This is a genomic window from Salegentibacter salegens (genome assembly GCF_900142975.1).
Classification (GTDB): Bacteria; Bacteroidota; Bacteroidia; order Flavobacteriales; family Flavobacteriaceae; genus Salegentibacter; species Salegentibacter salegens.
The window spans coordinates 113,419-137,381 of sequence record NZ_LT670848.1; the positions used below are offsets into that span (position 1 = coordinate 113,419).

The 23,963-nt window shown below is 36.6% G+C and carries 18 protein-coding genes; 13 read left to right on the plus strand and 5 right to left on the minus strand.

Going from position 1 to position 23,963, the window contains the following annotated elements; all coding sequences use genetic code 11:
* Entirely contained in the window at positions 1-786 is a 786-nt protein-coding gene (locus B5488_RS00495; RefSeq protein ID WP_106197123.1) for a polysaccharide biosynthesis/export family protein, read from the plus strand.
* Complete coding sequence (locus tag B5488_RS00500; RefSeq protein ID WP_079733499.1) at positions 787-3,189, plus strand: GumC family protein; 2,403 nt, start codon at positions 787-789, stop codon at positions 3,187-3,189.
* A gap of 219 nt (positions 3,190-3,408) precedes the next feature.
* On the opposite strand, the gene B5488_RS00505 is transcribed toward B5488_RS00500, so the two are convergent.
* On the minus strand, positions 3,409-4,140 hold the full coding sequence (locus tag B5488_RS00505) for a tyrosine-protein phosphatase (RefSeq protein WP_079733500.1): 732 nt from the start codon (positions 4,138-4,140) through the stop codon (positions 3,409-3,411).
* Positions 4,141-4,216: 76 nt separating this feature from the next.
* Between B5488_RS00505 and B5488_RS00510 the strand changes: the two genes are divergently transcribed.
* The 4 genes from B5488_RS00510 to B5488_RS00525 all read left to right on the plus strand — a co-directional run bounded on the left by B5488_RS00510 (position 4,217) and on the right by B5488_RS00525 (position 10,111).
* Entirely contained in the window at positions 4,217-5,575 is a 1,359-nt protein-coding gene (locus B5488_RS00510) for a capsule assembly Wzi family protein (RefSeq protein ID WP_079733501.1), read from the plus strand.
* 28 nt (positions 5,576-5,603) lie between these two features.
* The gene (locus tag B5488_RS00515; RefSeq protein ID WP_146128761.1) at positions 5,604-7,775 is read left to right on the plus strand and encodes a PAS domain-containing sensor histidine kinase; all 2,172 of its coding nucleotides are present in this window, start codon (positions 5,604-5,606) and stop codon (positions 7,773-7,775) included.
* Between the two features lie 143 nt (positions 7,776-7,918).
* Positions 7,919-9,673 (plus strand): PAS domain S-box protein, encoded by a 1,755-nt coding sequence (locus B5488_RS00520; protein ID WP_079733503.1) that lies wholly within the window; start codon positions 7,919-7,921, stop codon positions 9,671-9,673.
* Positions 9,674-9,700: 27 nt separating this feature from the next.
* Positions 9,701-10,111 (plus strand): response regulator, encoded by a 411-nt coding sequence (locus tag B5488_RS00525; protein WP_079733504.1) that lies wholly within the window; start codon positions 9,701-9,703, stop codon positions 10,109-10,111.
* Here the strand turns inward: B5488_RS00525 and B5488_RS00530 are convergent.
* Positions 10,108-11,184, minus strand: a complete 1,077-nt coding sequence (locus B5488_RS00530) for an endonuclease/exonuclease/phosphatase family protein (RefSeq protein ID WP_079736483.1) — start codon at positions 11,182-11,184, stop codon at positions 10,108-10,110. The two genes, B5488_RS00525 and B5488_RS00530, sit on opposite strands and share 4 nt — an antisense overlap.
* Positions 11,185-11,207: 23 nt before the next feature.
* On the minus strand, positions 11,208-12,011 hold the full coding sequence (locus tag B5488_RS00535; RefSeq protein WP_231919780.1) for a phosphatase PAP2 family protein: 804 nt from the start codon (positions 12,009-12,011) through the stop codon (positions 11,208-11,210).
* Between the two features lie 189 nt (positions 12,012-12,200).
* Between B5488_RS00535 and B5488_RS00540 the strand changes: the two genes are divergently transcribed.
* The 7 genes from B5488_RS00540 (at position 12,201) to thrC (ending at position 20,418) form a co-directional block, all read left to right on the plus strand.
* On the plus strand, positions 12,201-13,331 hold the full coding sequence (locus tag B5488_RS00540) for a vWA domain-containing protein (RefSeq protein ID WP_079733505.1): 1,131 nt from the start codon (positions 12,201-12,203) through the stop codon (positions 13,329-13,331).
* Positions 13,332-13,412: 81 nt separating this feature from the next.
* A complete protein-coding gene (locus tag B5488_RS18310; protein ID WP_317041953.1) occupies positions 13,413-13,559 on the plus strand; it encodes a DUF559 domain-containing protein in 147 nt (48 codons plus the stop codon).
* Between the two features lie 34 nt (positions 13,560-13,593).
* Positions 13,594-13,773, plus strand: coding sequence for a DUF559 domain-containing protein (locus tag B5488_RS18315; protein ID WP_317041954.1), 180 nt, complete (start codon positions 13,594-13,596; stop codon positions 13,771-13,773).
* 84 nt (positions 13,774-13,857) lie between these two features.
* On the plus strand, positions 13,858-15,321 hold the full coding sequence (locus tag B5488_RS00550) for a magnesium chelatase (RefSeq protein WP_079733506.1): 1,464 nt from the start codon (positions 13,858-13,860) through the stop codon (positions 15,319-15,321).
* A 331-nt stretch (positions 15,322-15,652) separates the two neighbouring features.
* A complete protein-coding gene (thrA, locus tag B5488_RS00555) occupies positions 15,653-18,100 on the plus strand; it encodes a bifunctional aspartate kinase/homoserine dehydrogenase I (RefSeq protein WP_079733507.1) in 2,448 nt (815 codons plus the stop codon).
* Between the two features lie 2 nt (positions 18,101-18,102).
* Complete coding sequence (locus B5488_RS00560; RefSeq protein ID WP_079733508.1) at positions 18,103-19,026, plus strand: homoserine kinase; 924 nt, start codon at positions 18,103-18,105, stop codon at positions 19,024-19,026.
* 96 nt (positions 19,027-19,122) lie between these two features.
* The gene (gene thrC / locus B5488_RS00565) at positions 19,123-20,418 is read left to right on the plus strand and encodes a threonine synthase (protein WP_079733509.1); all 1,296 of its coding nucleotides are present in this window, start codon (positions 19,123-19,125) and stop codon (positions 20,416-20,418) included.
* Between the two features lie 138 nt (positions 20,419-20,556).
* On the opposite strand, the gene B5488_RS00570 is transcribed toward thrC, so the two are convergent.
* Both B5488_RS00570 and B5488_RS00575 read right to left on the minus strand, forming a co-directional pair.
* A complete protein-coding gene (locus tag B5488_RS00570) occupies positions 20,557-22,041 on the minus strand; it encodes a S10 family peptidase (RefSeq protein ID WP_079733510.1) in 1,485 nt (494 codons plus the stop codon).
* A gap of 57 nt (positions 22,042-22,098) precedes the next feature.
* Positions 22,099-23,769 (minus strand): ABC1 kinase family protein, encoded by a 1,671-nt coding sequence (locus B5488_RS00575; RefSeq protein WP_079733511.1) that lies wholly within the window; start codon positions 23,767-23,769, stop codon positions 22,099-22,101.
* Positions 23,770-23,963: the final 194 nt, after the last annotated feature.

Genomic DNA, 23,963 nt, shown 5'->3' on the forward strand with positions numbered 1-23,963 from the left:
ATGATTGGGAAAATTAGTAGAGCGTTTTTACTTCTTAGTGTATCGATTAGTGTTTTAAGCTGTGCCACAAAAGATGAGGTGGTTTATTTTGATAATTCACAAAGTCTTGAGGGAAAAGAAAATCTTTTAGATTATGAACCCAAAATAGAGCGTAATGATGTGCTAAGGATTAACGTTTCTTCCTCTTCGGTTAACCAAGAAATCGTAGCTCCTTTTCAAATGAATAGTCAAGGGCAGGGTTCTGGCGGCGGCGGGGGTGGCCAAAATCTCTCATTAACCGGTTACCTGGTAAGCCCAAATGGAACCATAAATTTTCCTGTTCTCGGAACTTTAGAAGTAGAAGGCCTAACCCGAACCGCGATTCAGGAAAAATTGGAAGAGCAAATCGCCGAATATGTTAGAGACCCAGTGGTTGATGTTAGAATTGTAAATTTTAGTGTAACGATTTTAGGCGAAATAGGTTCTCCCGGTAGAGTGCAAATTACAGATGGGAGAGTTACCATGCCAGAGCTATTGGCAATGAGTGGTGATATTACCTACAATGGTAAGCGTGAAAATATTAAAATAATTCGGGAAGTTAACGGAGTTAAAACAGTAGGATATATTGATATGACTGAATCAGACCTTTTTGATAGCCCGTTCTACTATTTGAAACAAAATGATTTGGTATATGTAGAGCCTACTTATAGAACTGTCAAATCAGCTGGTTTCTTTAGCAGTTACCAGGGGATAGTTTCGGTGGGTACAACTATAATTAGTCTTTACTTTTTAATTAATAGTCTTTAAATGGAAGAACTAAACGATTTTACTGAAGAGAAAGAAGAATCGACCTTCGATTTAAAAGCAGAGATTTTCAAATATATAGCTTATTGGAAATGGATTCTTTTGGGGTTTCTTATTGGAGGTTTAATAGCCTATTTATACAATAGATATACTATTCCAAAATATAGTACGGAAGCCACGATGATGATCGTGGACGATCAGGAAAAAAATGCTATGAACGCTACCCCATCTGGAGGCGGAGCTATTTTTTCACTGGAAGATGACGGCATACAAAACCATATAGAAAAATTAAAATCTAAACAACTGGTTGAAAGTGTTGTGGATGAATTAAACCACAACGTAAGCTATTTCATAGAGGGAAATGTGATTACTGTTGAGGCTTATAAATCAAGCCCTGTTTTAATTGAGTTCATTACCCCTGATAGTATTATCCATTCTATCTCAAAAAATCTCATAGTTACTCCTACTTCAGATACTTCTTTTAAACTGGAAGAGGAGGCCAGTGGATATTCTAAAGATCATAGTATTGGTGAAGTGATTAAATTAGATAATATTCAATTCACTATTTTACCAAAATCAGGAGGAGAAGAAGGAACATTTAGAAAAACTAGTCCTGTAAATATAAGAATTCAATCGCTAAGGGCGGTGGCTGCAGAGTATATTTCTAAATTGCAAATATCCCAAAAGGGTCAGGCCAAGGATATTTTAGCCTTAAGTTTAGTTCATGCATCTTCAGGAAAATCAGAAGATTTCCTTAATAAATTAATGGAACGTTTTAACGAGGAAGGTATTGAAGATAAGCAGGAAGTTGCAGAGAATACGACTCAATTTATCCAGGATAGGCTTGAAATGATTACAACTGAATTAGATTCTGTAGAAGGTGGAATAGCCGAATTTAAGCGAGAGAATCGTTTGATGGATATTTCTAGTGGAGCATCAGAGTTTCAATCAAAATTTTCTGCAGCGGAACAGGAAATTTTTGGTCTTGAAACGGAACTTTCCCTTCTTGAATCAATAGAAGAAGTTTTAAGAAACCAAGGCAATTATGAATTACTGCCAGAAGTTGGAATAAGCGAAGGGGGAGTTGCTGGTTTAATAACTTCTTATAATACGCTGGTCATGGAGCGTAATATGTATTTGAAAGCCGGAACTGAAAAAAATCCTATCGTAGAAACCATAACCGAGCAACTGGATAGTTTACGAGAAAACCTTTATGAAAATATAGAAAGCACTAGGCGTTCTCTTAATGTGCGTCTAAGAGAGCTTAATCAAAGGGAAAATGTCGCACAGGGCCAGTTTAGTAACTTCCCAGGTTTGGAAAAAGGAATGCGAAGCATTCAGCGACAACAGGAAATTAAAGAACAACTTTATTTGTTTCTTTTGCAGAGAAGGGAAGAAGCCGCAATTTCTTTTGCTGCAACTGCTTCCGTTGCTCGGGTTATTGATGCAGCCTTTACCAATAATGCGCCCGTAGACCCTAAGCCCTGGCTTATTTTAGTGGGTGGTTTTATTATTGGGTTGATCATTCCAATTCTCATAATTTTCCTTAAAGATATGCTGGATACTAGAGTTCATCATAAAGGAGAATTGAGCGGATTGATTAAACACATTCCTTTTATTGGTGAGGTTCCAAGGATTACCAGTGACCAAAGTGAACAAATAGAACTCAACGATCGTTCTCCCTTGGCTGAGTCTTTTAGAATTTTGAGAACCAACCTTGCTTACTTAATTCAAAATAAAGATAAGGATCGAGGTGAAGTGATTTTTATAACCTCTACTATAAAGGGGGAGGGAAAAACTTTTGTTTCCTATAACATGGCCAGAACTTTGGGGAGTACTGGTAAAAAGGTTCTTTTGATTGGAGCCGATATTAGAAACCCGAAATTGCATCGTTATGCCGATGTCGCTATGGGTGAAAAAGGAGTGTCTGATTACCTTTATGATTTTGAAGTCACTGAAGACCAAATAATCTCTAAAGATCAAAGTGGGAGTATAAAGATTGACATGGTGCTTTCAGGACCAATTCCTCCCAATCCGGCAGAATTGCTGATGAACGATCGTATGGAGCAGCTTATAAAATATGCGTCTAAAGTATATGATTATGTACTTGTAGATACAGCACCGACTATGATTGTTACCGACACCTTACTTATTAGTCCGTTGGCTGATACTACTCTTTATGTAGTGCGAGCAGATCTAACCGATAAAAAAATGCTAGATTTCCCGAAAGAACTCAAGCAACAAGGGAAAATTAAAAGCCCGGCAATTATTTTGAACGACGTAGATTATTCTAAATTTTCTTACGGAGCAAAATATGGTTATTCCTATGGATATGGTTATGGCTATGGTGTGGATAAAGAATCACGCTGGCAGCGAATAAAAAATAGAATGTCTGGAAATAAATAAGGTTTCCTAGGCTAAATTTTTTCAGTATACGTAAACAGTCATACTTTAAAACGTTAACGTCACCCTGAACTGGTTTCAGGGTCTAAGTTGAGTGGTAGGTACTATTTGTGTTAGATGCTGAAATAAGTTCAGCATGACGATTTTTTCATAAATTCACTTCTATGAGTAAAAGGGGATACATTCTAAATTTTATATCGAATTGTAAATTCAAAGTTTTGTCTAACTAAACAAAGCTTTGGATTTTTCAATTATTGGTTCAATCAACCTGAGCTGATTTTTCTTCAACTTTAGATTTTCAATTTTTTCAAGGTGTTCAATACGGTGTGCATCGCTACTAATAAAATCTATCATACCGTTTTCCAGTAGTTGTAATGCTTTTTTATGAATTCCCGTTCCGTAGTGAGTACTAAGGGAAAGCATATTGAGCTGAAATTTACAGCCTCTTGCTTTTAAATCCTCATACTTATTAAGGCTGTTTCCGTGGTAAAACGCATACCGCTCCGGATGAGCTAAAATTGGTTTCAGATTTTTATTTTGAATTTTAAAAAGGATTTCAGCTAAATTAATTGGTGCCTGGAAATACGACATTTCAACTAAAACATAATTATCTACCACATTTAAAACACTTTCATTCTCCAGCTGATCTATTAGAAATTGATCCATCATATATTCCCCGGCAGCTTTTATTGAATTTCCGTCAGGTAAATCTTTTTTTATTTTTTCTAAAGCTGGAAGTATTGTCTCTGGTGTATTTGGATAAAATTCTCCCATTACGTGCGGGCTGGTCACAAAGCTTCTCACTCCAAATTCATTGAACTTCTTAATCATACTTAAGGAATCAATAACGTCTTTAGCCCCATCGTCTATTCCGGGCAATAAATGATTATGGAAATCGGTAAAACCTTCCAGTAAATCGGCTAAAAATATTTTTTTCTGAAAAATGGATAGCATTTCTGAGTTTTAGAAGCATAAAATTACATATTTTTAAATCAAATTAAGCATATTTAAAATGTCTTAAAACCTACTTATGAAACACTATTTTATTACCATTTCATTTTTTTTACTGTTCTTATCGGTTAATGCCCAACAAATAGACTTCCGGGGTAATGTAAGTGCTACCGGTTTATTGTTTAGCGAAGGCAATTCTCCTTTTTGGTTGCATACCAATCAGCGCGGTAGAATAGACGAATTTACTAATTTCTCTGGTTTAGCAACTGTTGCGGGAACTTATAGGTTTTCTGAAAATGCGAATTTAGAAGTAGGCGTGGGAGCGCTTTATCAAGACGGTTATGCAGATAAATTACAATTAGACGAGGCTTACCTGGCTTTTAATAATTCCTGGTTGGGAATTGTAGCAGGTCGCAAACAACGTCAAGAATTATATAAAGGCCTAAGTGCTACAAACCAGAGTGTTTTATGGTCTTTAAATGCGAGGCCACTTCCCGGCATACGGTTTTTCACACAGCGACCTATATTTTTTAAAGACAATCGCGGACTCGGTTTTGAAGCTTCCCTGGAAGAATATTTTATGGATGATGAGCGCTATGTAGAAAACACCAGGCTTCATCATAAAAGTTTTCATCTGGTTTATAAATCTTCACCACGTTTCCAAATTTCCGCAGGTTTAAGGCATTTTGTGCAGTGGGGCGGCACTCACCCAGATTTGGGTGATTTGCCTTCAGATTTTGAGGCTTATACTAGAGTAGTAACTGGAAAAGGCGTGGGAGATAATACCGGCGATGGCGTTTCAGAACAGGAAATTAATGGGTTAGGAAATCATTTAGGAAGTTACGAGATAAATATCAAGACTATTTTGGCCGATTATAATGTTGAAATTATTTACAATCATTTGTTCGAAGATGGCTCTGGAAGTTTACTTAGAAATACACCCGATGGCCGCTATGGGGTTTTTATTGAAGATCCTACAGCAGCTATAGATTCCTGGATTCAGGCGGTGATGTACGAATTTTATTATACTAAAAACCAGAGTAAGAACACCCCAACAACAGATGGTCAGGATAATTATTTTAATAATAACCTGTATCGCTCTGGATGGACCTATGAGAATAGGGTTTTAGGTCTACCGTTTATTACACTGGGCCCAGATAGGTTTAGAATAACTAATAATAAGGTACTTGTTCACCATATTGGTTTAAGCGGAATGGCTTTCAGTAAAATTCCTTACAAATTCCTAGGGAGTTTTAGACAAAATTACGGCGCAAAGGGTGGTGGAAATATAGACGAGCACCACGTTCTTTCTACTTATTTAGATTTAAATATTTTTCAAAACGTAGTTGATTTAAACCTGCAGTTGGGAGCTGATTTTAGTGAAATTGAAGGAACTAATTTTGGCGCGGGGATTTCTGTTTCCAAATCATTCTTATAAAACCCGGCAACTCGAAACTTCACCCCCAATGAGGCAAATAACTGCGTCTTTATTAAAAATAAACGAAGTATATAAGATTATAAGCTGGAATTCTTATGCTGAAGTTTTTGTGAAAAATAACTTTGATAAAAACTTAAAAAATCAACTAAGTATAACCGAAGTTTTTCCTTCAGAAATATCTACAAAATTCCAAAACGACTTTATCTCCAGCGATGCTGTTTTTCAAAATCTTTATTCATTTTCAGAAATAGAAAATTTAGAAATAACCTGTAGCCCTTGTTTAGATGTGGAAGGGAATGTTGAAGCTTTTTCTCTATGTTTAAAATTAACTCCTACCCAAAAATCTTTATTACCAGAAAGTATTATCCAGGCAAAGAATATCGTAGAGAATTCTTCGCTGGCAATTTTTCTGTCAGATCCAACAGGGCCGGTTATAGAAGTTAATAAAGCCGCTTGTAGAATGTTCGGTTATACTTTTGAAGAATTCAAGCATTTAAGCCGGGAAGATATTGTACTTAAAAATGCAGATTTAAAGAGTGCGTTGGAGCAGAGGAATTTGGCTGGGGAATTAAGGCATGAATTAACCGGTGTAAAGAAAAATGGTGAAACTTTTCCATGTGAAATACATTCGGTTATTTATACCAATCATAATGGGGAGAAGAGAACAAGTACTGCAATTATAGATATTTCAGCCAGAAAAAATCAGGAATTAATTACTGAAAACATTAAGCAGGCCTTTCAATCTTTATTCGATTATAATCCTGATGCAGTATATTCCTTTGATCTAGAAGGAAATTTTTTAAGTATTAATGATAGTGCTATGAAACTCGCGGAAGGATCACGGGAAAAGGCATTGAAAACAAACTTTTTATCTTTAATTCCAAGCGAAGATAAAGCAAAAGTGATTAATCATTTTACTAAGGCCGTTTCAGGAGAAATTCAGCACTACGAAACTGGTTTTATAAGCTTTAAGGGTTCAAAAAAACTTTTGCAAGTAACTAATTTCCCCATTTATATTAATAAAAAAATAACCGGCGTTTATGGCATAGCGAAGGATGTAACCCGACAAGTTGAAATTGAACAAAAATTAAGGGAAGAGCGCAATATGTTCCGGGCAATTATAGATTATATTCCAGATCATATATTTGTAGTGAACCAAAACCACGAAACAATTTTAACCAATTATGGTTTTTACAGAAATTATTTAGGTGCTGAAAATGAAGAAAACAGTTTGGGATTAAATCCCAAAGATTTCTTTTCAGAAGAAGAAGCTTTAGAAATAATAGATGATAATACGCGGGTGATGAATTCGGGGGTCCCGATTATAAATCGAGAAGATATTATTAGAAATTTTAATAATGAAATAGATCATAGCCTTTTAACCAAAGTGCCCTTTAAGTTTGGAGATAATAAAAAAGGATTGGTGGGGATTTCCAGGAATATTACTGAAATAAAGCAAAAAGAAGAAGCATTAGAATCATTAAATCAGGAATTAAAAAAACACACTGAAGAGCTTGCATTATCTAATAGAGAATTGGAGCAATTTGCCTATATCGCCTCCCACGATCTCCAGGAACCTCTAAGAATGGTGACTAGTTTTCTTACTCAGCTTAAGAAAAAGTACAATCATAAGCTAGACGAAAAGGCACAGCAGTATATTTATTTTGCACACGATGGTGCAACCCGAATGAGACAAATAATTTTAGATTTGCTGGAATATTCCCAGGTGGGTAGGGTACCGAATGAAGCTACCGCCGTAAATATTGAAAATTTAGTTTCAGAAGTTTTATCGCTTCAAAAAAAATGTATTGAAGATAAAAAAGCTAAAATTGAAATAGATTCGCTTCCAAAGTTGAAAGTTGAAGAGCCACTTTTAAAACAATTATTTTCAAATTTAATTGGGAATGCTTTAAAATATTATTCAAAAGAAAGGGCTCCAAAAATTAGAATTTCGGCCTTAGAAAAAGAAAAATACTGGGAGTTTAGAATAAGTGATAATGGTATAGGAATTGAAACCGAATTCAAAGAAAAAATATTTGTTATTTTTCAACGTTTGCATCGGCGGGAAGAATATGAAGGTACAGGAATTGGTTTGGCAATTTGCAAAAAGATTGTAGACAATTTTGGTGGTGAAATATGGGTAGACTCCAACCTTGGTGAAGGGAGCAGCTTTTATTTTACAATCCCAAAACAATTTTAGTATATTTACAGCGTATGCGAGATTTAATGTTGCGATGTATATTTTGGGATCTTTAATTTTTCACCTTTAAACCTTATGAACCTGATCTAACCTAATTCACTCAGCTAATAAATTCTTACTTAATTATTTTAAAATTGTTTTAAATGAGGAAAAATTCCGGGGAATTAAAAATTTTAGTTATTGAGGATAACCCGGGTGATTTTATTCTTATTGAAGACTATCTTTCTGAAGAACACAATGCCCTGAAATTACAGCGCGCTGAAACCTTTAAATGGGCGAAAGAGCTCCTTCAGGCTTCTTCAAATTACGATACTATACTACTCGATTTATCGCTTCCAGATATTAAGGACACTGAAATTCTTGTAAAAGAAATCCTGGCTTTATCTAATGGAACGCCGGTGATAGTACTTACAGGATATACTAACAAAGCCTATGGTGTGAAAACACTTTCCTGGGGTGTTTCTGATTATTTGCTGAAAGATGAAATTAATGCTTCTAATCTTTCAAAAAGCATCCATTACAGTATGGAGCGTAAAAAGGTGCAGCGACAGCTTTATGAATCTGAAGAAAAATATCGCACCCTTTTTGAATCGAGTCCCTTGCCTATGTGGGTCTTAGACAGGCATAGTCTGGAATTTTTAAGTGTAAACCAGGCAGCAATTGAACTTTATGGCTATTCCCGGGAAGAATTTATGCAAATGACGGTGAGAGATCTATGGGCCGCTGAAGAAGATAGCATTGAGAAAATCGTGGACGAGAATTTTCACGATTTGTTTACGGCTAAGGTACAGCATCACACAAAAAATAGGGAAATTCTTTACATAGAAGTGCAAAGTAATCCTATTCTATTTGGTGGCCGCGAAGCACGGGTTACCCTTGCGCATAATATAACCGAAAAACTTAAGGCTGAAGAAAAGTTAAAACACAGTCAGCAACGTTTTAAAGCCCTGGTACAGGACGGCAGTGATTTAATAAGTATCCTGGATGAAAATTATCATTATACATATGTAAGCCCCAGTGCAAAGAATATTTTAGGGGTAAATCCTGAAAACCTGGAAGGCAGGGATGCCTTTCAATTTATACATAGGGAAGACCGGGCACAAATTGAAGAAAAGATTGTGTATATAGGGAAGGTAAAATCCCTTCAATTGCCTTCTTACAGGTACAAAGATGGTTCTGGACAGTGGCGCTGGTTAGAAACTATAATAAGCGATTTAAGAGACGATCCGGCAATAAATGGATTGGTGGCAACATCCAGGGATATTACCAATTTTAAGTTGCAGGAAAAACAGTTAAGGGAAAGCCTGGAACGTTATGACATTGTTGCCAAAGCTACCAGCGATCTAATTACCGATTATAATATTGAAAAAGATAACTTTCAATATAGCAACGCGATATACGATATTTTTGGTTATTCCCAGGATAAATTAGGAACTTCAAGAGCATGGTGGCAGGAGAGAATTCATCCTAAAGATCAAACCAGGGTAATTGAAGCTGCAAAAGAAATTTATGAAGGAGGACAAAAATTGCTCAATATTGAATATAGATTTAAATGTGCAGACGGAAGCTATAAATACATCCTTGACCGTAGTTATGTGATTATTGATGCTAGCGGCAAACCAGCGCGTATAATTGGCTCTATGCAGGATATCACCGAAAGAAGAAAATATATTAATGCGATAGAGCGCAGCAACGAAAGACTTAGGGAAATTGCCTGGACGCAATCTCATGTGGTTAGGGCCCCTTTAGCAAGAATTATGGGTTTGATAGATTTATTAAAAAATCAAAAAAATAACCTTGATAATATTGAGGAAATCATAGATAATATCTTAAATTCGGCTGAAGAGCTTGATAAGGTGGTTAGAAGGATTACGAATAAAACTGAAGAAGAATTTTAAGCTCTTGCCTGCCCTAAATCTTTTAAAATGCTTGAAGTAATTATCGTAGACGACGATCAAATTGTGGTTTTTATCCAAAAGAAAATGGTAAGCAATCACGAGATCGCCTCAAATCCAATTAGCTTTAGCGCAGCTGTAGATGCTTTAAATTATATAATTGAAGAGCAACAGCGTAAAAAGCAAAAAGAATACCTTATTCTCTTAGATATAAATATGCCTAAAATGAACGGCTGGGAATTTTTAAATTGTTTAGAAAGTCACGAAGAGAAATCTAATTACCACATAATTATGGTCACTTCTTCTATAGATAGCAAAGACAAAAATAGAGCTAAAAAATATAGCACAGTTCGTGCCTTTATAGAAAAACCTATCTCTGCCTTAGATTGTGAGAATATTAAAGAAATTTCAGAAATAAGTCATTTCTTTGAGCGGGTTTAAACCTCTTTTTCCCGTGGTTCGGCATCATCAATTTTATCCTGCGCCCATTCTTTTTCCTCTTCTTCGGCTTCAGGTTTATCTTGTTCCTCTTCTGCCTGCCGTTCAAAATTCAATTTGATGTACATAGGAAAATGATCTGAGCCTATGTGCTTTTCTCGAGCAATTTCTATTAAAGTAAAATCATTGCTATGAAAAACATGATCTAATGGCCATCTAAAAAAGCGGTAATCGGCGTGAAAAGTATTAAAAAAGCCTCTGCCAATCCTTGGATCTAATAAACCGCTCAATTGTTGAAATAATCGGGTGGTCCTTGACCAGGCCACATCGTTTAAATCGCCAAAAACCAAAACACTTTTATCCTCTTCCCTTACATCTCTTCCCAGCATTAATAATTCGGCATCACGATTTGTGGAAGTAGCGGCTTCAGAAGGACTTGGGGGTCTTGGATGCATGCAATGAATCCTAATTTTGGTATTATCATCTAAACGTACAAACCCGTGAATAGAAGGAATATCATTTTTTACTAAATATCTAATCTCGGTTTCCTCTAACTTAAGTTTAGAGTATAAATGCATTCCGTAGAGATTTTCCTGTGGGACTTTAACGCAGTATTTATAATCTTTTTCAATTTCTAATAGTGCGTCTTCCCAATTTTTATCAGATTCCAAAGTGAGTAAAATATCAGGCTGCCTTCTGTTTACAATTTCAATAAGTTTGTGATAATCTTTATTGGGTGTAAGCACATTACTCACTAATATTGAGATATTATCGGTGGGATCGCCATCCTCAAATTTCATGACCTCTTTTTTCGCCAACCAGGTGTAGGGGAAAATTTTGTAAAGTTGATAGATTAGGCTTAAGATTAGTAAGCCAATAGCGATAAAATGAATTGATACAGAAAAATCAAAAACGAAAATAGCTATAATAATAAGCGCGATAATTAGTATTGAAATTTGAAGACGGGGAAAGTCGAAAGCACGTATCCACCACTGGTCAAAGCGGGTGGCAGATGCGAGACTGGGGATTAAAAACAGTCCACAAAAAACAAGCATTATTATTTCTGAAATTTCCATAGAATAGAATATTAGCTTAAAACTTATAAGAAAAGGCAAAGCCCCTGGTGTTTATGCCAATTAACATTAAAGCTGGCTGTAGGATACACGTCAATATTTTCTTTTCCTTTTTTATGTAATTCAGGAATTAAAATACCGCTGGCAGCACCTACTATCATACCGGCAATATTATTGGTTAAAAAATGTTTACCCGCTTTAGTTCTCAAATAACCCATTAAAACCGAAATTCCCGTCGCTCCTCCCCATACATAAGGTATAGCCTTATAATCTGGATGAAAATCATTAAAAATTTTAGCTGCAAAAAAACTACCGGCAGCAGCAACGCCTGTATGTTCTGCAATGAAAGATCGCTGGGCACCACCCTCAACACGTTCCCCTAAAGGAAGATCTTCGTTATAAACCAGGGGTATGCTTTTATCTATTAAGCCTGCAGTCATAGTGTAAAAAACTCCGGTAGTTGCCATAGTTTCAACAAATAGAACGCTTATTTGGCCAAAATTCTTTCTTTCGGCCTCGCTAGGTAAAAAGGCCAGTGGCATTGCCAGTGCGGCATAAAATGGAATATAACTTGCAGCATCAGTTTTTTCAGAATAACTTCCTGCTGCCCAACGATTAATTCCTGCAATATCATTTTTATCTAAAGCGGCTAGTTCAACTTCAGTAAGTGATTCCTTATTTTGAATAAATGTAAATCCTAATACGTTTAAGTCAAGGGTTCCGGCAATATAAGCTCCATCTTTCCAGGTATTGTTTTTATAGGGGGAATCCTGGGACCAAGAATTATAAATAAAGCATAAACAAAAAAGTATAAGTACTATTTTTTTCATCAATCTATAATTCAAGGGTCAATAATCTTCAAATCTCTAAACTCCATAGTAATTGTTGAAGTATTTAAGAAAAGAATAACAATATAAAGCTCAATTATAAGACGTACAAATTTATAGATTAACATAAGTTTAATCACTGTTGGAGCTAAAGATTTTCCAATTCTACCTAAAATACTGTAATTTTAGAATATGAAGAAGAAAGATTACAGGCAAGGCAGCGGATTTGTTTTTAATAAGTTTGAAGAACCTGATAAATCACCATTTGACAGGTTGTTCGAAGTTTTTAAGGAACTCATCACTCATACCTCAGGCGATTTAGACGAAGCTTTAGACTGGCTGAAACAGTTGGACGAGGAATATAAATTATCTACAGAAGATTATACGCTAGATGATTTCGTGGAAGACCTTAAAAAGAAAGGTTACATAAAAGAAGAAACCGAAGAAGAAGGCGGCGGAATGGCAATTACTGCCAAAACCGAACGCGCCATTAGAAAGCAGGCTTTAGACCAAATTTTCGGAAAATTGAAGAAGAGCGCTTCCGGAAGCCATAGAACAAACCACGTAGGCAGGGGAGACGAGCATACCGGTGATTTTAGGGAATTTCAATTTGGGGATTCGCCCGATAAGATTTCGGTAACCGAAAGTCTTAGGAATGCGCAAATTAACCATGGCATCGGAAATTTTAATATGACAGAAGAGGATTTGGTGGTAGAAGAAACCCATTACAAATCCAGAATGAGCACCGTTTTAATGATAGACCTTAGCCATAGTATGATTTTATATGGCGAAGATCGCATTACTCCCGCGAAAAAAGTAGCGATGGCTCTAGCCGAATTGATCACGACCAGATATCCAAAAGACAGCCTGGATATTATTGTTTTTGGTGACGACGCCTGGCCGGTTTCTATTGCAGACCTCCCTTACCTTAAAGTTGGTCCTTATCACACCAATACCGTTGCCGGTTTAAAACTGGCTATGGATATTCTTAGAAGGAAAAGAAGTACCAACCGTCAAATTTTTATGATTACCGATGGAAAACCGAGTTGTTTAAGAGAACGAGACGGCTCTTATTATAAAAACAGTATGGGACTTGATCCTTATATACTTGGAAAATGTTACACGATGGCTCGTCAGGCCCGTAAATTACATATTCCAATAACCACATTTATGATCGCGCAAGATCCATATTTAATGCAGTTTGTTAGAGAATTTACTTATGCCAATCAAGGTAAAGCTTTCTACACGGGCCTTAAAGGTCTTGGAGAAATGATTTTTGAAGATTACGAAACGAATAGGAAAAAAAGGATTAGGGGGAATTAGTAGAAGTCAAACTCCCTGTTTTGGTTTGCAACCAAAACTTCCCCTCTTTATCTAAAGAGGGGAGCAAATAAAAATGATAAATTGAAAAATAATAAAATCCATACCCGTAAAGAATTAAAAGCCTACCGAAGAAAGCTTCGAGAAAATATGACTCCAGCCGAAGCCTTTTTATGGAATTTTTTAAAAGCCCGAAGACTGGAAGGAAAGCGATTTACAAGACAGCTATAGTATTGGAAATTATTTTTAATGTGCTTTAGAAAAATTGATTATAGAACTTGATGGAGGAGTACATTTAAATTCAGCAACAGAAGAAAGAGATTTAAAAAGAACTGGATATTTAGAAGGTATAGAATTTAAAGTTATTCGTTTTGAAAATAAAATGGTATTTGACTTTCTACCTACAGTATTAAAGGAAATTAAAAATAATTTTAGAACCACTTGAAGCACTTCCCTTTTTCAAAGGGAGGTGGCTGAATTTCGATAGAAATTCAGACGGAGGCTTAATTCAGGATTAAAAATAAAAAACATGAAAATAGAAAATATAAATACACTAGGCGATTTAAAAAAATCCGGATATAAAAGCCGGGGTATTAAAGAGGAACTTAGAGAAAATTTAATTGAAAAAATAAAGAAAAACGAACCTACTTTTCCTGGAATTCACGGTTATGAAGATAGCGTGATCCCGGAACTGGAAAGAGCAATTCTATCACGGCATAATATTAATTTACTTGGTTTAAGAGGTCAGGCAAAAACCAGGTTAGCCCGATTAATGATCAATTTGCTCGATGAGTATATGCCGGTGGTGCAGGGTTCTGAGATTAGCGACGATCCTTTAAACCCTATTTCCCGTTACGCCAGGGAGCTTATAGCCGAGAAAGCAGATGAAACCCCTATAAATTGGGTACATCGGGAAGAACGGTTTTTTGAAAAACTCGCCACACCTGATGTTACTGTGGCCGATTTAATTGGCGATGTAGATCCCATTAAAGCTGCAAATTTAAAGTTGAGTTATGCCGATGATCGCGTAATTCACTTTGGGATGATTCCACGAGCAAATAGAAGCATATTTGTAATCAACGAACTCCCCGATTTACAGGCGCGTATCCAGGTGGCTTTGTTCAATATCCTGCAGGAAGGAGATATCCAAATTCGTGGATTTAAATTAAGGTTACCACTGGATCTTCAGTTTTTATTTACTGCAAACCCTGAAGATTATACTAATCGCGGTAGTATTGTAACCCCTCTAAAAGACAGGATTGGTTCCCAAATCTTAACACATTATCCCAAAAGTATTGAAGTTGCTAAAACAATTACCGCCCAGGAGGCAAAACTAGACAAAAGACAAAGTGAATTGGTTTACGTTCCAGAACTCGCCAAAGATCTACTGGAGCAAATTAGTTTTGAAGCTCGTGAAAGTGAATTTATAGACGAAAAAAGCGGAATTAGTGCAAGATTGAGTATCACCGCTTACGAGAACCTCTTAAGTACTGCAGAAAGACGTTCGCTGAAATCTGGTGAGGATCAAACCTTGTTGAGATTTGGCGACTTTCTTGGTGTAGTTCCTTCCATTACCGGAAAAGTGGAACTTGTTTACGAAGGGGAAGAAGAAGGAGCGGCCAGTGTTGCTTTGCAATTAATTGGCGATGCTGTAAAAACTTTGTTTCCGCAGTATTTCCCAAAAATAGAAAAGCTGCAAAAGCCTGACGAAATAACACCTTACGACGATTTGGTAGAATGGTTTTTTGAACAAAGCGGTTTTGAACTACCCGACGATCTTTCTGATGCCGAATACAAAGAAAAACTGGATTCGGTAGCACCGTTAAATGAATTGATTAAAAAGTATCAGCCAGAAATTTCAAAGAAAGATTCTTACTTTTTAAAAGAATTTTTGCTTTGGGCTTTGGTAGAATACAAGAAACTAAGCAAACATCGTTTCGCCACCGGTGTTCAGTTTAAAGATCTCTACGGAAGTTATATAAGTGATCTTTAAGTAATTATTAAAATAAAACGAAAAAACACCCGGTTAAATTATTAATCGGGTATTTTTTTTGTTGAATAAAAAGAAATTCATAATTCTGCCCTCAAATTGTCATTTTTGTTTTTATTACACTTAAAAATATATACTTTTATCACCAGAATAAGGTCAAAAATGAAGATTACAGAAAGCAATAATTTCGGCACTTCAAAAAGCGTTTTCAACGTAGGCATTTCTGGCATGACGATTATTCGTATTACCCCTTTTGGGGTATAATTTCACATAGCACTTCCGTACACGCCTGTTTTTTTAAAACAAAATCATTCTAATTTAACCAATCTGACTTATGAAAGTCCTAAAATTCGGAGGTACCTCTTTGGCCTCTCCAGAACGAATAAAACTCGTAGCAAAAATTGTTCAAAAACATTTAAAAGAAGATAAAACCTTAGTGGTTTTTTCCGCTTTTGGTGGCGTTACCAACGATTTGCTGGAAATGGCAGACCTCGCTTCCCGCGAAGATCTCGCTTACAAAGATATTCTAGTAAAAAACGAAAAAAGACATCTTGAAGCAGTTCGGGAATTAATTCCTGTAAACGCTCAAAGCAGTATTTTAAGCAAAGTAAAAACCGAACTTAACCGTCTGGAAACTTTATATGAAGGCGTTTATTTGCTAAACGAACTATCGAATAAAACCCGTCACGTAGTGGCCGGTTTTGGCGAGGTTTTGTCTTCACTAATTATTGCCGAATATTTCAAAAATCTCGGGGTAAATTCTCAATATGTTGAGTCCAGAGAATTGATCGTTTGTAAAAATACAAACGAAAAAGTACAGGTAAATTATGCGCAGACAAATGCGAATATTGAAAAATATTTTGAAGCAAAAGAAGCCTCCTTGTATATAGCACCAGGTTTTGTTTCAAGAAACGAACAGGGTGTTCCCAGCACGCTGGGACGAGGCGGGTCAGATTTTACTGCGGCGCTATATGGTGCGGCTTTAGATGTAAAAGAAGTGCTTATTTATACCGATGTAAACGGTATGTACACGGCAAATCCGCAAATTGTGCCACACGCATATCCTCTTAAAGATATTTCTTACCAGGAAGCGATGGAATTGTCACATTTTGGCGCAAAAGTGCTTTATCCTCCAACACTTCAGCCTTTGTTGGATAAACAAATTAATATCATAATTAAAAACACTTTTAAGCCCGATGAAACTGGAACGCTTATTTCCAAATCATCAGATAAAAATTTCCGTTGGGTTACCGGGATTACGCACATAGATTCTATACAACTTCTTAATATTGAAGGCAGTGGAATGGTTGGTATTCCGGGCTTTTCTAAACGATTTTTCGAAGTTCTTTTCCAGGAAAATATCAATGTGGTTTTAATCACCCAGGCGTCTTCAGAACACAGTATTTGTATCGCGGTAAAAGATGATGAAGCACAACTTGCAAAGGAAGCTTTAGATGAGGCTTTTGAAGTTGAAATTCAGTATAAGAAAATAAAACCGGTAGAAATTGAAGACAATGTTGCAATTGTAGCGCTTGTTGGAGACAGGATGAAGAGTCATCACGGTTTAAGCGGAAAAATGTTTAGTGCCCTTGGGAATAATAACATAAATATTCGGGCAATCGCACAGGGATCTTCAGAGCGTAATATTTCTGCTGTGATCTCTAAGAAAGATGTGAAAAAGGCGCTTAACACCTTACACGAACAATTTTTTGAAGTGCCTTCCAAAGAACTCAACTTGTTTATTACCGGCGTTGGAAATGTGGGTAGCAAATTGTTAAACCAGTTAAAGAAGCAGGAAAAATTCTTACTGGAAAAATTACGATTAAAAGTAAGGGTGCACGGCTTATCTAATTCCAGGAAGATGCTTTTTGATGAGAATGGGATTGATCTTCAAAATTGGGAAGATGCTCTGGAAAAAGGAGAAAAAGCCGATAAAGCTGAATTCTTTAAAAAAGTTGACGAGTTTAACCTGCGAAATAGCATTTTTGTAGATAATACGGCAAGTCCTGAGATTTCTGCCTGGTATAAAGAATATCTTGCGAATTCGGTTTCGGTGGTAACCTGTAACAAAATTGCCTGCGCAGATAGTTTTGAGAATTACCAGGAATTGCAAAATTTAGCCCGTGAATATGGTGCTTCATTTTTATATGAAACTAATGTGGGAGCCGGTTTACCTATTATAGACACGCTAAAAAACCTGGTTGCTTCGGGAGATAGCGTTACTAAAATACAGGCGGTACTATCTGGCAGTTTAAACTTTGTATTTAATACTTATAAAGCTGAAGATCCTTTCTATAAAACGGTAGAAATGGCAATGAAAGAAGGGTATACAGAACCCGATCCAAAAATTGATTTGAGTGGAGTAGATGTGGCGCGTAAAATACTAATCCTTGCCCGCGAAAGTGGTCACGAGATGGAATTGGAGGATATTGAAAGTGAAGATTTTCTTTCTCCGGAAAGTTTGGCAACCACTAATAATGAAGACTTTTTTGAATTGCTGAAAAAAGATGAACCAAAATTTCAGGAAATCTATAAATCGGCAGAAGAAAAAGGAGAACAATTAAAATACGTGGCGCAACTGGAAGACGGAAAAGCTGTTGTTGGACTACAATCGGTAGATTCTCAGCATCCATTTTATAATTTGAGTGGTAGCGATAACATCGTGTTATTCTTCACAGAGCGTTATCCTGAACAACCTCTAATTGTTAAAGGTGCTGGCGCAGGAGCAGAAGTTACTGCCTCAGGAATATTTGCCGATGTAATAAGAATAGGAAAGAAATAGGTATGGATAAAATAAAACTATTTGCACCGGCAACGGTGGCCAATCTTTCCTGCGGATTCGACGTTTTGGGCTGTTGCTTAGACGGGGTTGGTGATGAGATGATTATTTCAAAAAATTCAGAACAAACGCTAAGAATCACTAAAATCACCGGTCAGGAGTTGCCTTTAAGTATTGATGAAAACGTGGCCGGGGTTTCGGCGAAAGCACTCTTAGCAGAATTAGATGAAAAACAAGGATTTGATATTGAAATAAAGAAAAATATCAAAGCTGGCAGCGGAATTGGTAGTAGTGCTGCGAGCGCTGCAGGTGCCGTTTTTGGGATCAACAAATTACTGGGAGAACCTTTTTCAGCAAATGAATTGATAAAATTTGCGATGGAAGGCGAACGCCTGGCCAGCGGAAATGCTCACGCTGATAATGTAGCACCGGCCCTTTTGGGCGGCTTTAGCCTGGTTAAAAGTTACGAACCTCTTGAAATAATTAGTTTACCAAGTTTGCCAGAATTGCGAATGTTGGTGCTTCATCCATTAATCGAACTGAAAACAAGGGATTCCCGGTCGGTAATTAGGCAAAATGTAGAATTGAAAAAAGCAATTAGCCAGTGGGGGAATCTGGCTGCGCTGGTAAGTGCACTTTATACCCAGGATTATGAACTTTTAGGCAGAAGTTTAAAAGATGAAATTATTGAACCGGTTCGTTCAATTTTGATTCCATATTTCGACGAACTGAAGGCTTTGGCTTTAGCCAATGGCGCACTTGGTTTCGGGATTTCGGGTTCCGGGCCTTCGGTTTTTGCTATGTGCAAAGGCGATACCGTAGCTGAAAAAGTAAAAGCCGAATTTCAGGAATTTTACCAGGATAAAAATATAGACTTCGACCTGCATTTATCAAAAATCAATCCCGGAGGCATAAAAATATTATCATAATGAAACCAGCCTGATGCTGGACCCTGAAATTATCACTAAAGAGGAGCAATATAATTAGCTCTTGCCAAATCTTAAATGGGGAAAAATTATACACAGATGAAATACATTAGTTTAAACGATAAAAATCATAAAGTTTCCTTTGAAGATGCAGTTGTTCGCGGCCTTGCACCGGGAAAAGCACTTTATTTTCCAGAAGAAATTCCGAATTTACCTAAAGGTTTCTTTCAAAATTTGAATAAACACTCTAAGGAAGAAATTGCTCTTGAAGCGATAAAACCATTTGTTGGTGATGAAATTAATAAAAACGGGCTTCAGAGAATTTTAAAGAAAACCCTGGATTTTGAATTTCCGGTAGTACCGATTTCAGAAAATACTGGAACGCTTGAATTATTTCACGGTCCTACACTGGCATTTAAAGATGTAGGCGCAGGATTTATGGCAGGTTGCCTGGGCCATTTTGTAAAGAAAGGAAATCTTGGGAAAATCACAGTTTTAGTCGCTACTTCGGGAGATACCGGTGGGGCCGTGGCCAAAGGATTTTTAGGAGTTGAGGGAATAGATGTGGTAATTCTTTATCCTAAAGGAAAGGTAAGTGAAATCCAGGAAAAACAGCTTACCACGCTTGGCCAAAATATTACGGCTCTTGAGGTAAATGGCAATTTTGACGATTGCCAGGATATGGTGAAAAAAGCTTTTTCTGATTCTGAAATTGGTGAAAAACGACAATTAACTTCGGCCAACTCAATTAATGTTGCGCGCTGGTTGCCACAAATGTTTTATTACTTTTTTGCGTATAAACAATTAGCTGAAAAAGAGCAAAAGCTGGTTTTTTCAGTTCCAAGTGGAAATTTTGGGAATATTTGCGCGGGAATGCTGGCTAAAAAAATGGGTTTACCAATTGATCATTTTATCGCATCTAATAACGAAAATAATGTGGTGACCCGTTATTTGAAATCTCAGAAATATTTATCAAAACCAAGCGTACAAACTATTTCTAACGCAATGGATGTTGGAAACCCAAGTAATTTTGTAAGAATTCTGGAATTATTCAACAATGAATTTAAACCACTGTCAAACCAACTTTCTTCCTATAGTTATTCTGATGAGGAAACCAGAAAAGCTATAAAGAAAGTAAAAGAGAAGTATGATTATGTAATGGATCCTCACGGAGCAGTTGGATATCTTGGGCTACAGGAATTCTTAGCTGAAAATCCTGATTACTACGGTATATTTTTAGAAACCGCACACCCGGTGAAATTTCTTGAAACGGTAGAGAAAGTTATAAGTGAGAAGGTAGAAATTCCAGTGTCAATTAAAGAAGTGATGAATAAAGAGAAAAAATCTATCGAAATTTCAGATTACGCTGAATTGAAGGAATTTTTGATGCAGTAGTTAAGAAAGAAAATGTTTGGGAAGGATTATCTGAATTTTGTCATTCTGAATTTATTTCAGAATCTAAGTTGAAGTAGATATTAGACCCTGAAACGAGTTCAGGGTGACGTTAGATGAACAATTCTTCCCAAACATTTATTAATACTTCGCAGGAGCCCCCTCTTCTGGAAGACTATTTTTTATAAACTCCCGAATATCGTCATTGGCATTTTTAAGATCTTCAGCTCTTAGGTACATCATATGTCCGCTTTCATAGCCTTTAAAACTAAGTCGGTCTTTCATTTTACCGCTGGGATCCATTTGCCACATTGTGTATTTTGCATTGAAATAGGTAGTAGCCCCATCAAAATAACCCGATTGAATCATTACATCTAAATTTGGGTTTTGAGCCATAGCCTGCCTTAAATTCTCACCACTATTATCACCGCTACGATCCCAGGGATGCACGGGACCGAACATATAATATTTTAGATCGGTTTTAAAATCAAGATCCTGTCTCAGGTAATGATTTATTGCCGGAGTAAACGAATGCAACCAGGAAGTAAGCTCAGCATTATAATCGGGTGAATCCCCGGCTTCTTTCGCGTCTATTCCCAAATATCTGGAGTCAAGTCTACCAACGGTAACGCCATCTTTTCGCTTTAATTCTTTCCAGAAAAAACGATAATCTACGTCTAGGTTATTCTGAAGAATTACCTCTTTAGAAATTCCGGAGTAATAGGCCATTTTTTCGGCTGCAGCTTCCTTTTTGGCAGTTTCAGTAAAACCTCCTTTTACCAGCACCGGGGTTAATTCATTTATTGTATAATTCTCTACTTCTTCCAGCAAATCTTTCAATTCTCTATTTTGGAGTTCTGCCGGTAGAGCATCGTGATACCAGGCCGCAGCTGCGAAATATGGTAACCTATTCGCTATGCCTACCGGGCCATCGCGGTCAATGCCGATTTCGGTTGGAGAAACTAAAATTACTCCGTTAAGATACATCCACTGGCTGTTTTGTAATTCTAATGCTAAACCAGAAACGCGGGTAGTTCCATAACTTTCGCCAATTAGATATTTTGGCGATAACCAGCGCTCATTTCTGCTTACAAAAGTATTTAACCATTCGGCTAAATATTTAATATCGGCTTGTACCCCAAAGAACTTTTCTCTATTTACTTTTCCTTCTTCATCTGGAATAGGTCGGGAGTAGCCGGTGTTTACCGGATTCACGTAAACAATATCTGCAACGTCTAAAATAGAATGCGGGTTTTCTTTTATTCCGTAAGGCTGAATTGGGTATCCTTCATCATCAATTTTTAAAACTCGCGGACCTGTATAGGCTACGTGCATCCAAACGGAAGCAGATCCCGGCCCACCATTAAAAGAAATAACCAAAGGACGATTTTCAGTGTTTTTTACATCACTTCTTTTATAATAAGTATAAAATAAACTGGCAATCGGTTCGCCGTCGTTATCCCAAAGCGGCTGCATTCCCGTGGTAGCGGTGTAATCTATATTTTCTGAATTAATAGTCACCGAATGATTTGTAGTGACCGTAGTATCTACCGGAATTTCGACTTTTTGGCTCCAGGCCGTGGTTATAAAAACAATTAAAAATAGAGGGGTAAAGATATTTTTCATGTGGTTCTAATTTTTAGAACCGAAAAATACACTGAAATACACAATTCCCCAAATGCGCTAATCTTTATTATTGAGATTTTCGTCCCTGAAAATAATAATATAGCTAAGAATAATTCCACCAACTGCTGCAAGCAAAAAGAAGAGCATTGCAAGGCCGGGATAACCAAAAATAGTAAAATCTGAAGGTACCTGCATAAGCATAGACGCACCAATAATCATAGCAGCTATAATTAAGCCCAGGGTAATACGGTTGGCTACTTTCTGAAAACCATCAGTAACCCGTTTTTCATCTATGGCATCAATCTTAATTTTAAACTCGTTTTCTGATAGATTTTTTGAAATTGTATTTAAACGATCTGGTAAATATTCTAAGAATTTCTTTGAAGCCAGTAGTGAAGAGAAAAAGTTTTCAGGTTTTAATTCTTCATACATCTTATCGCGCATTATCTTAGTAGAATGTCTTTTAATCGCATCTCTAAGATCAAATTCAGGGTCTAAGACCGCGATTATCTGATCCATATTTAAAAGAATCTTTCCAAGAATGTTTACTTCTACCGGAAGATGAATTCCGCTTTCAGCTGCGAGCCGGTTTAATTGAATAAGAAGTCGGCCGGTTTGCATATCTTTTGCCGTACTATGTTCGCTATCCATAATAATATCGCTAATGGTCTTCTTGAAGAATTTCAGGTTTGCATCTTCTGTAATCTCACTCATACCTAATAAAACACGAGCGGTTTCTTCACCATTATTATTACTAATAGCTAATAAAAGTTCTAAAATATATTCTTTAATTCCCGGGCTAAACTTGGCGACCATACCAAGATCTATGAGGGCAATTTTATCATCTTTTGTAAATTGAATATTGCCTGGATGTGGATCGGCGTGTACAAATCCATCATTGATTACCTGTTGCAAATAGGCTTTAACCAACTCATCTACCAGGGGCGAATAATCTACTTCAATTTGTTTAAGAGGGGATATTGATGTGATTTTTCGTCCTTCAATATATTCCATGGTAAGTACCCTGGCTGCAGAATAATCCTGAATGGGTTGCGGAACAATAAGATATTTAAAATCTTTTAAATTATTGCCAAGGGTGATTAAGTTTTGTGCCTCCCGGTGGTAATCTAACTCCTGTAATAAAATTCGTCTAAGTTCAGTTAAAACATCATCAAAGGCATATTTTTGGGCAGTGGCACTATGTTTTACAGCCAGGTCTGCCAGTTCTTTTAACGTATCTAAATCTGAAAGGAATTGTTTTTTAATTCCAGGTCTCTGGATCTTTACAGCCACAGGTTTTCCCGATCTTAAAGTAGCTCTATGTACCTGCCCTATGGAAGCGCTGGCCAAAGGTTTTTCATCAAAACTTTCAAAAGCTTTGGAGATCCTGGTTCCTATTTCTTCTTCAACAATGCGATGTACTTCCTCGTAAGGAATGGGGGGAACATCATCCTGTAAAGTAGCCAAAGCTTTTAAATAAGCATCGGGAAGTAGGTCTGGCCGGGTAGAAAGTAACTGGCCCATTTTTATATAAGTAGGTCCCATATTTTTTAGATCTTCCACCAGTTCATCAGGGGTTTGATCGTAAGTATTTTGGGAATTATCTTCATCTGATGTTTCATCCATTGCCTGGGAGGCGGTATTGGCAAATAAATCGCTGTTCCAGTATTTTAGCATAAAGCCAATAAATTTCTGGTAACGCAAAAGATCGTCGGGAAGTACAGACATAAGGTTATTGGTTGTTAGGTTATTTAGATTTTTAAAGATATCTATTTAAAATTATAACACCAATATGTACCGAAATGCAGTGCGTTTTTTTGGTATTATTTAAGAAACCTTTTGAATGTTTTACAGAAGTTAGGTGGTTAATCACTAAATTTCCTATTTTCAGTATTTAATTTTAATTATTCCTTATACTCTAA

Excerpts from the sequence above, each read along its gene's own strand:
- B5488_RS00510 (WP_079733501.1), top strand. The coding sequence starts at position 4,217 with ATGAAACACTATTTTATTACCATTTCATTTTTTTTACTGTTCTTATCG.
- B5488_RS00550 (WP_079733506.1), top strand. The coding sequence starts at position 13,858 with ATGAAAATAGAAAATATAAATACACTAGGCGATTTAAAAAAATCCGGA.
- B5488_RS00575 (WP_079733511.1), bottom strand. The coding sequence starts at position 23,769 with ATGTCTGTACTTCCCGACGATCTTTTGCGTTACCAGAAATTTATTGGC.
- thrA (WP_079733507.1), top strand. The coding sequence starts at position 15,653 with ATGAAAGTCCTAAAATTCGGAGGTACCTCTTTGGCCTCTCCAGAACGA.
- thrC (WP_079733509.1), top strand. The coding sequence starts at position 19,123 with ATGAAATACATTAGTTTAAACGATAAAAATCATAAAGTTTCCTTTGAA.
- B5488_RS00530 (WP_079736483.1), bottom strand. The coding sequence starts at position 11,184 with ATGGAAATTTCAGAAATAATAATGCTTGTTTTTTGTGGACTGTTTTTA.
- B5488_RS00535 (WP_231919780.1), bottom strand. The coding sequence starts at position 12,011 with ATGAAAAAAATAGTACTTATACTTTTTTGTTTATGCTTTATTTATAAT.
- B5488_RS00495 (WP_106197123.1), top strand. The coding sequence starts at position 1 with ATGATTGGGAAAATTAGTAGAGCGTTTTTACTTCTTAGTGTATCGATT.
- B5488_RS00525 (WP_079733504.1), top strand. The coding sequence starts at position 9,701 with ATGCTTGAAGTAATTATCGTAGACGACGATCAAATTGTGGTTTTTATC.
- B5488_RS00540 (WP_079733505.1), top strand. The coding sequence starts at position 12,201 with ATGAAGAAGAAAGATTACAGGCAAGGCAGCGGATTTGTTTTTAATAAG.
- B5488_RS00570 (WP_079733510.1), bottom strand. The coding sequence starts at position 22,041 with ATGAAAAATATCTTTACCCCTCTATTTTTAATTGTTTTTATAACCACG.
- B5488_RS00520 (WP_079733503.1), top strand. The coding sequence starts at position 7,919 with ATGAGGAAAAATTCCGGGGAATTAAAAATTTTAGTTATTGAGGATAAC.
- B5488_RS00515 (WP_146128761.1), top strand. The coding sequence starts at position 5,604 with ATGAGGCAAATAACTGCGTCTTTATTAAAAATAAACGAAGTATATAAG.
- B5488_RS00505 (WP_079733500.1), bottom strand. The coding sequence starts at position 4,140 with ATGCTATCCATTTTTCAGAAAAAAATATTTTTAGCCGATTTACTGGAA.
- B5488_RS00560 (WP_079733508.1), top strand. The coding sequence starts at position 18,103 with ATGGATAAAATAAAACTATTTGCACCGGCAACGGTGGCCAATCTTTCC.
- B5488_RS00500 (WP_079733499.1), top strand. The coding sequence starts at position 787 with ATGGAAGAACTAAACGATTTTACTGAAGAGAAAGAAGAATCGACCTTC.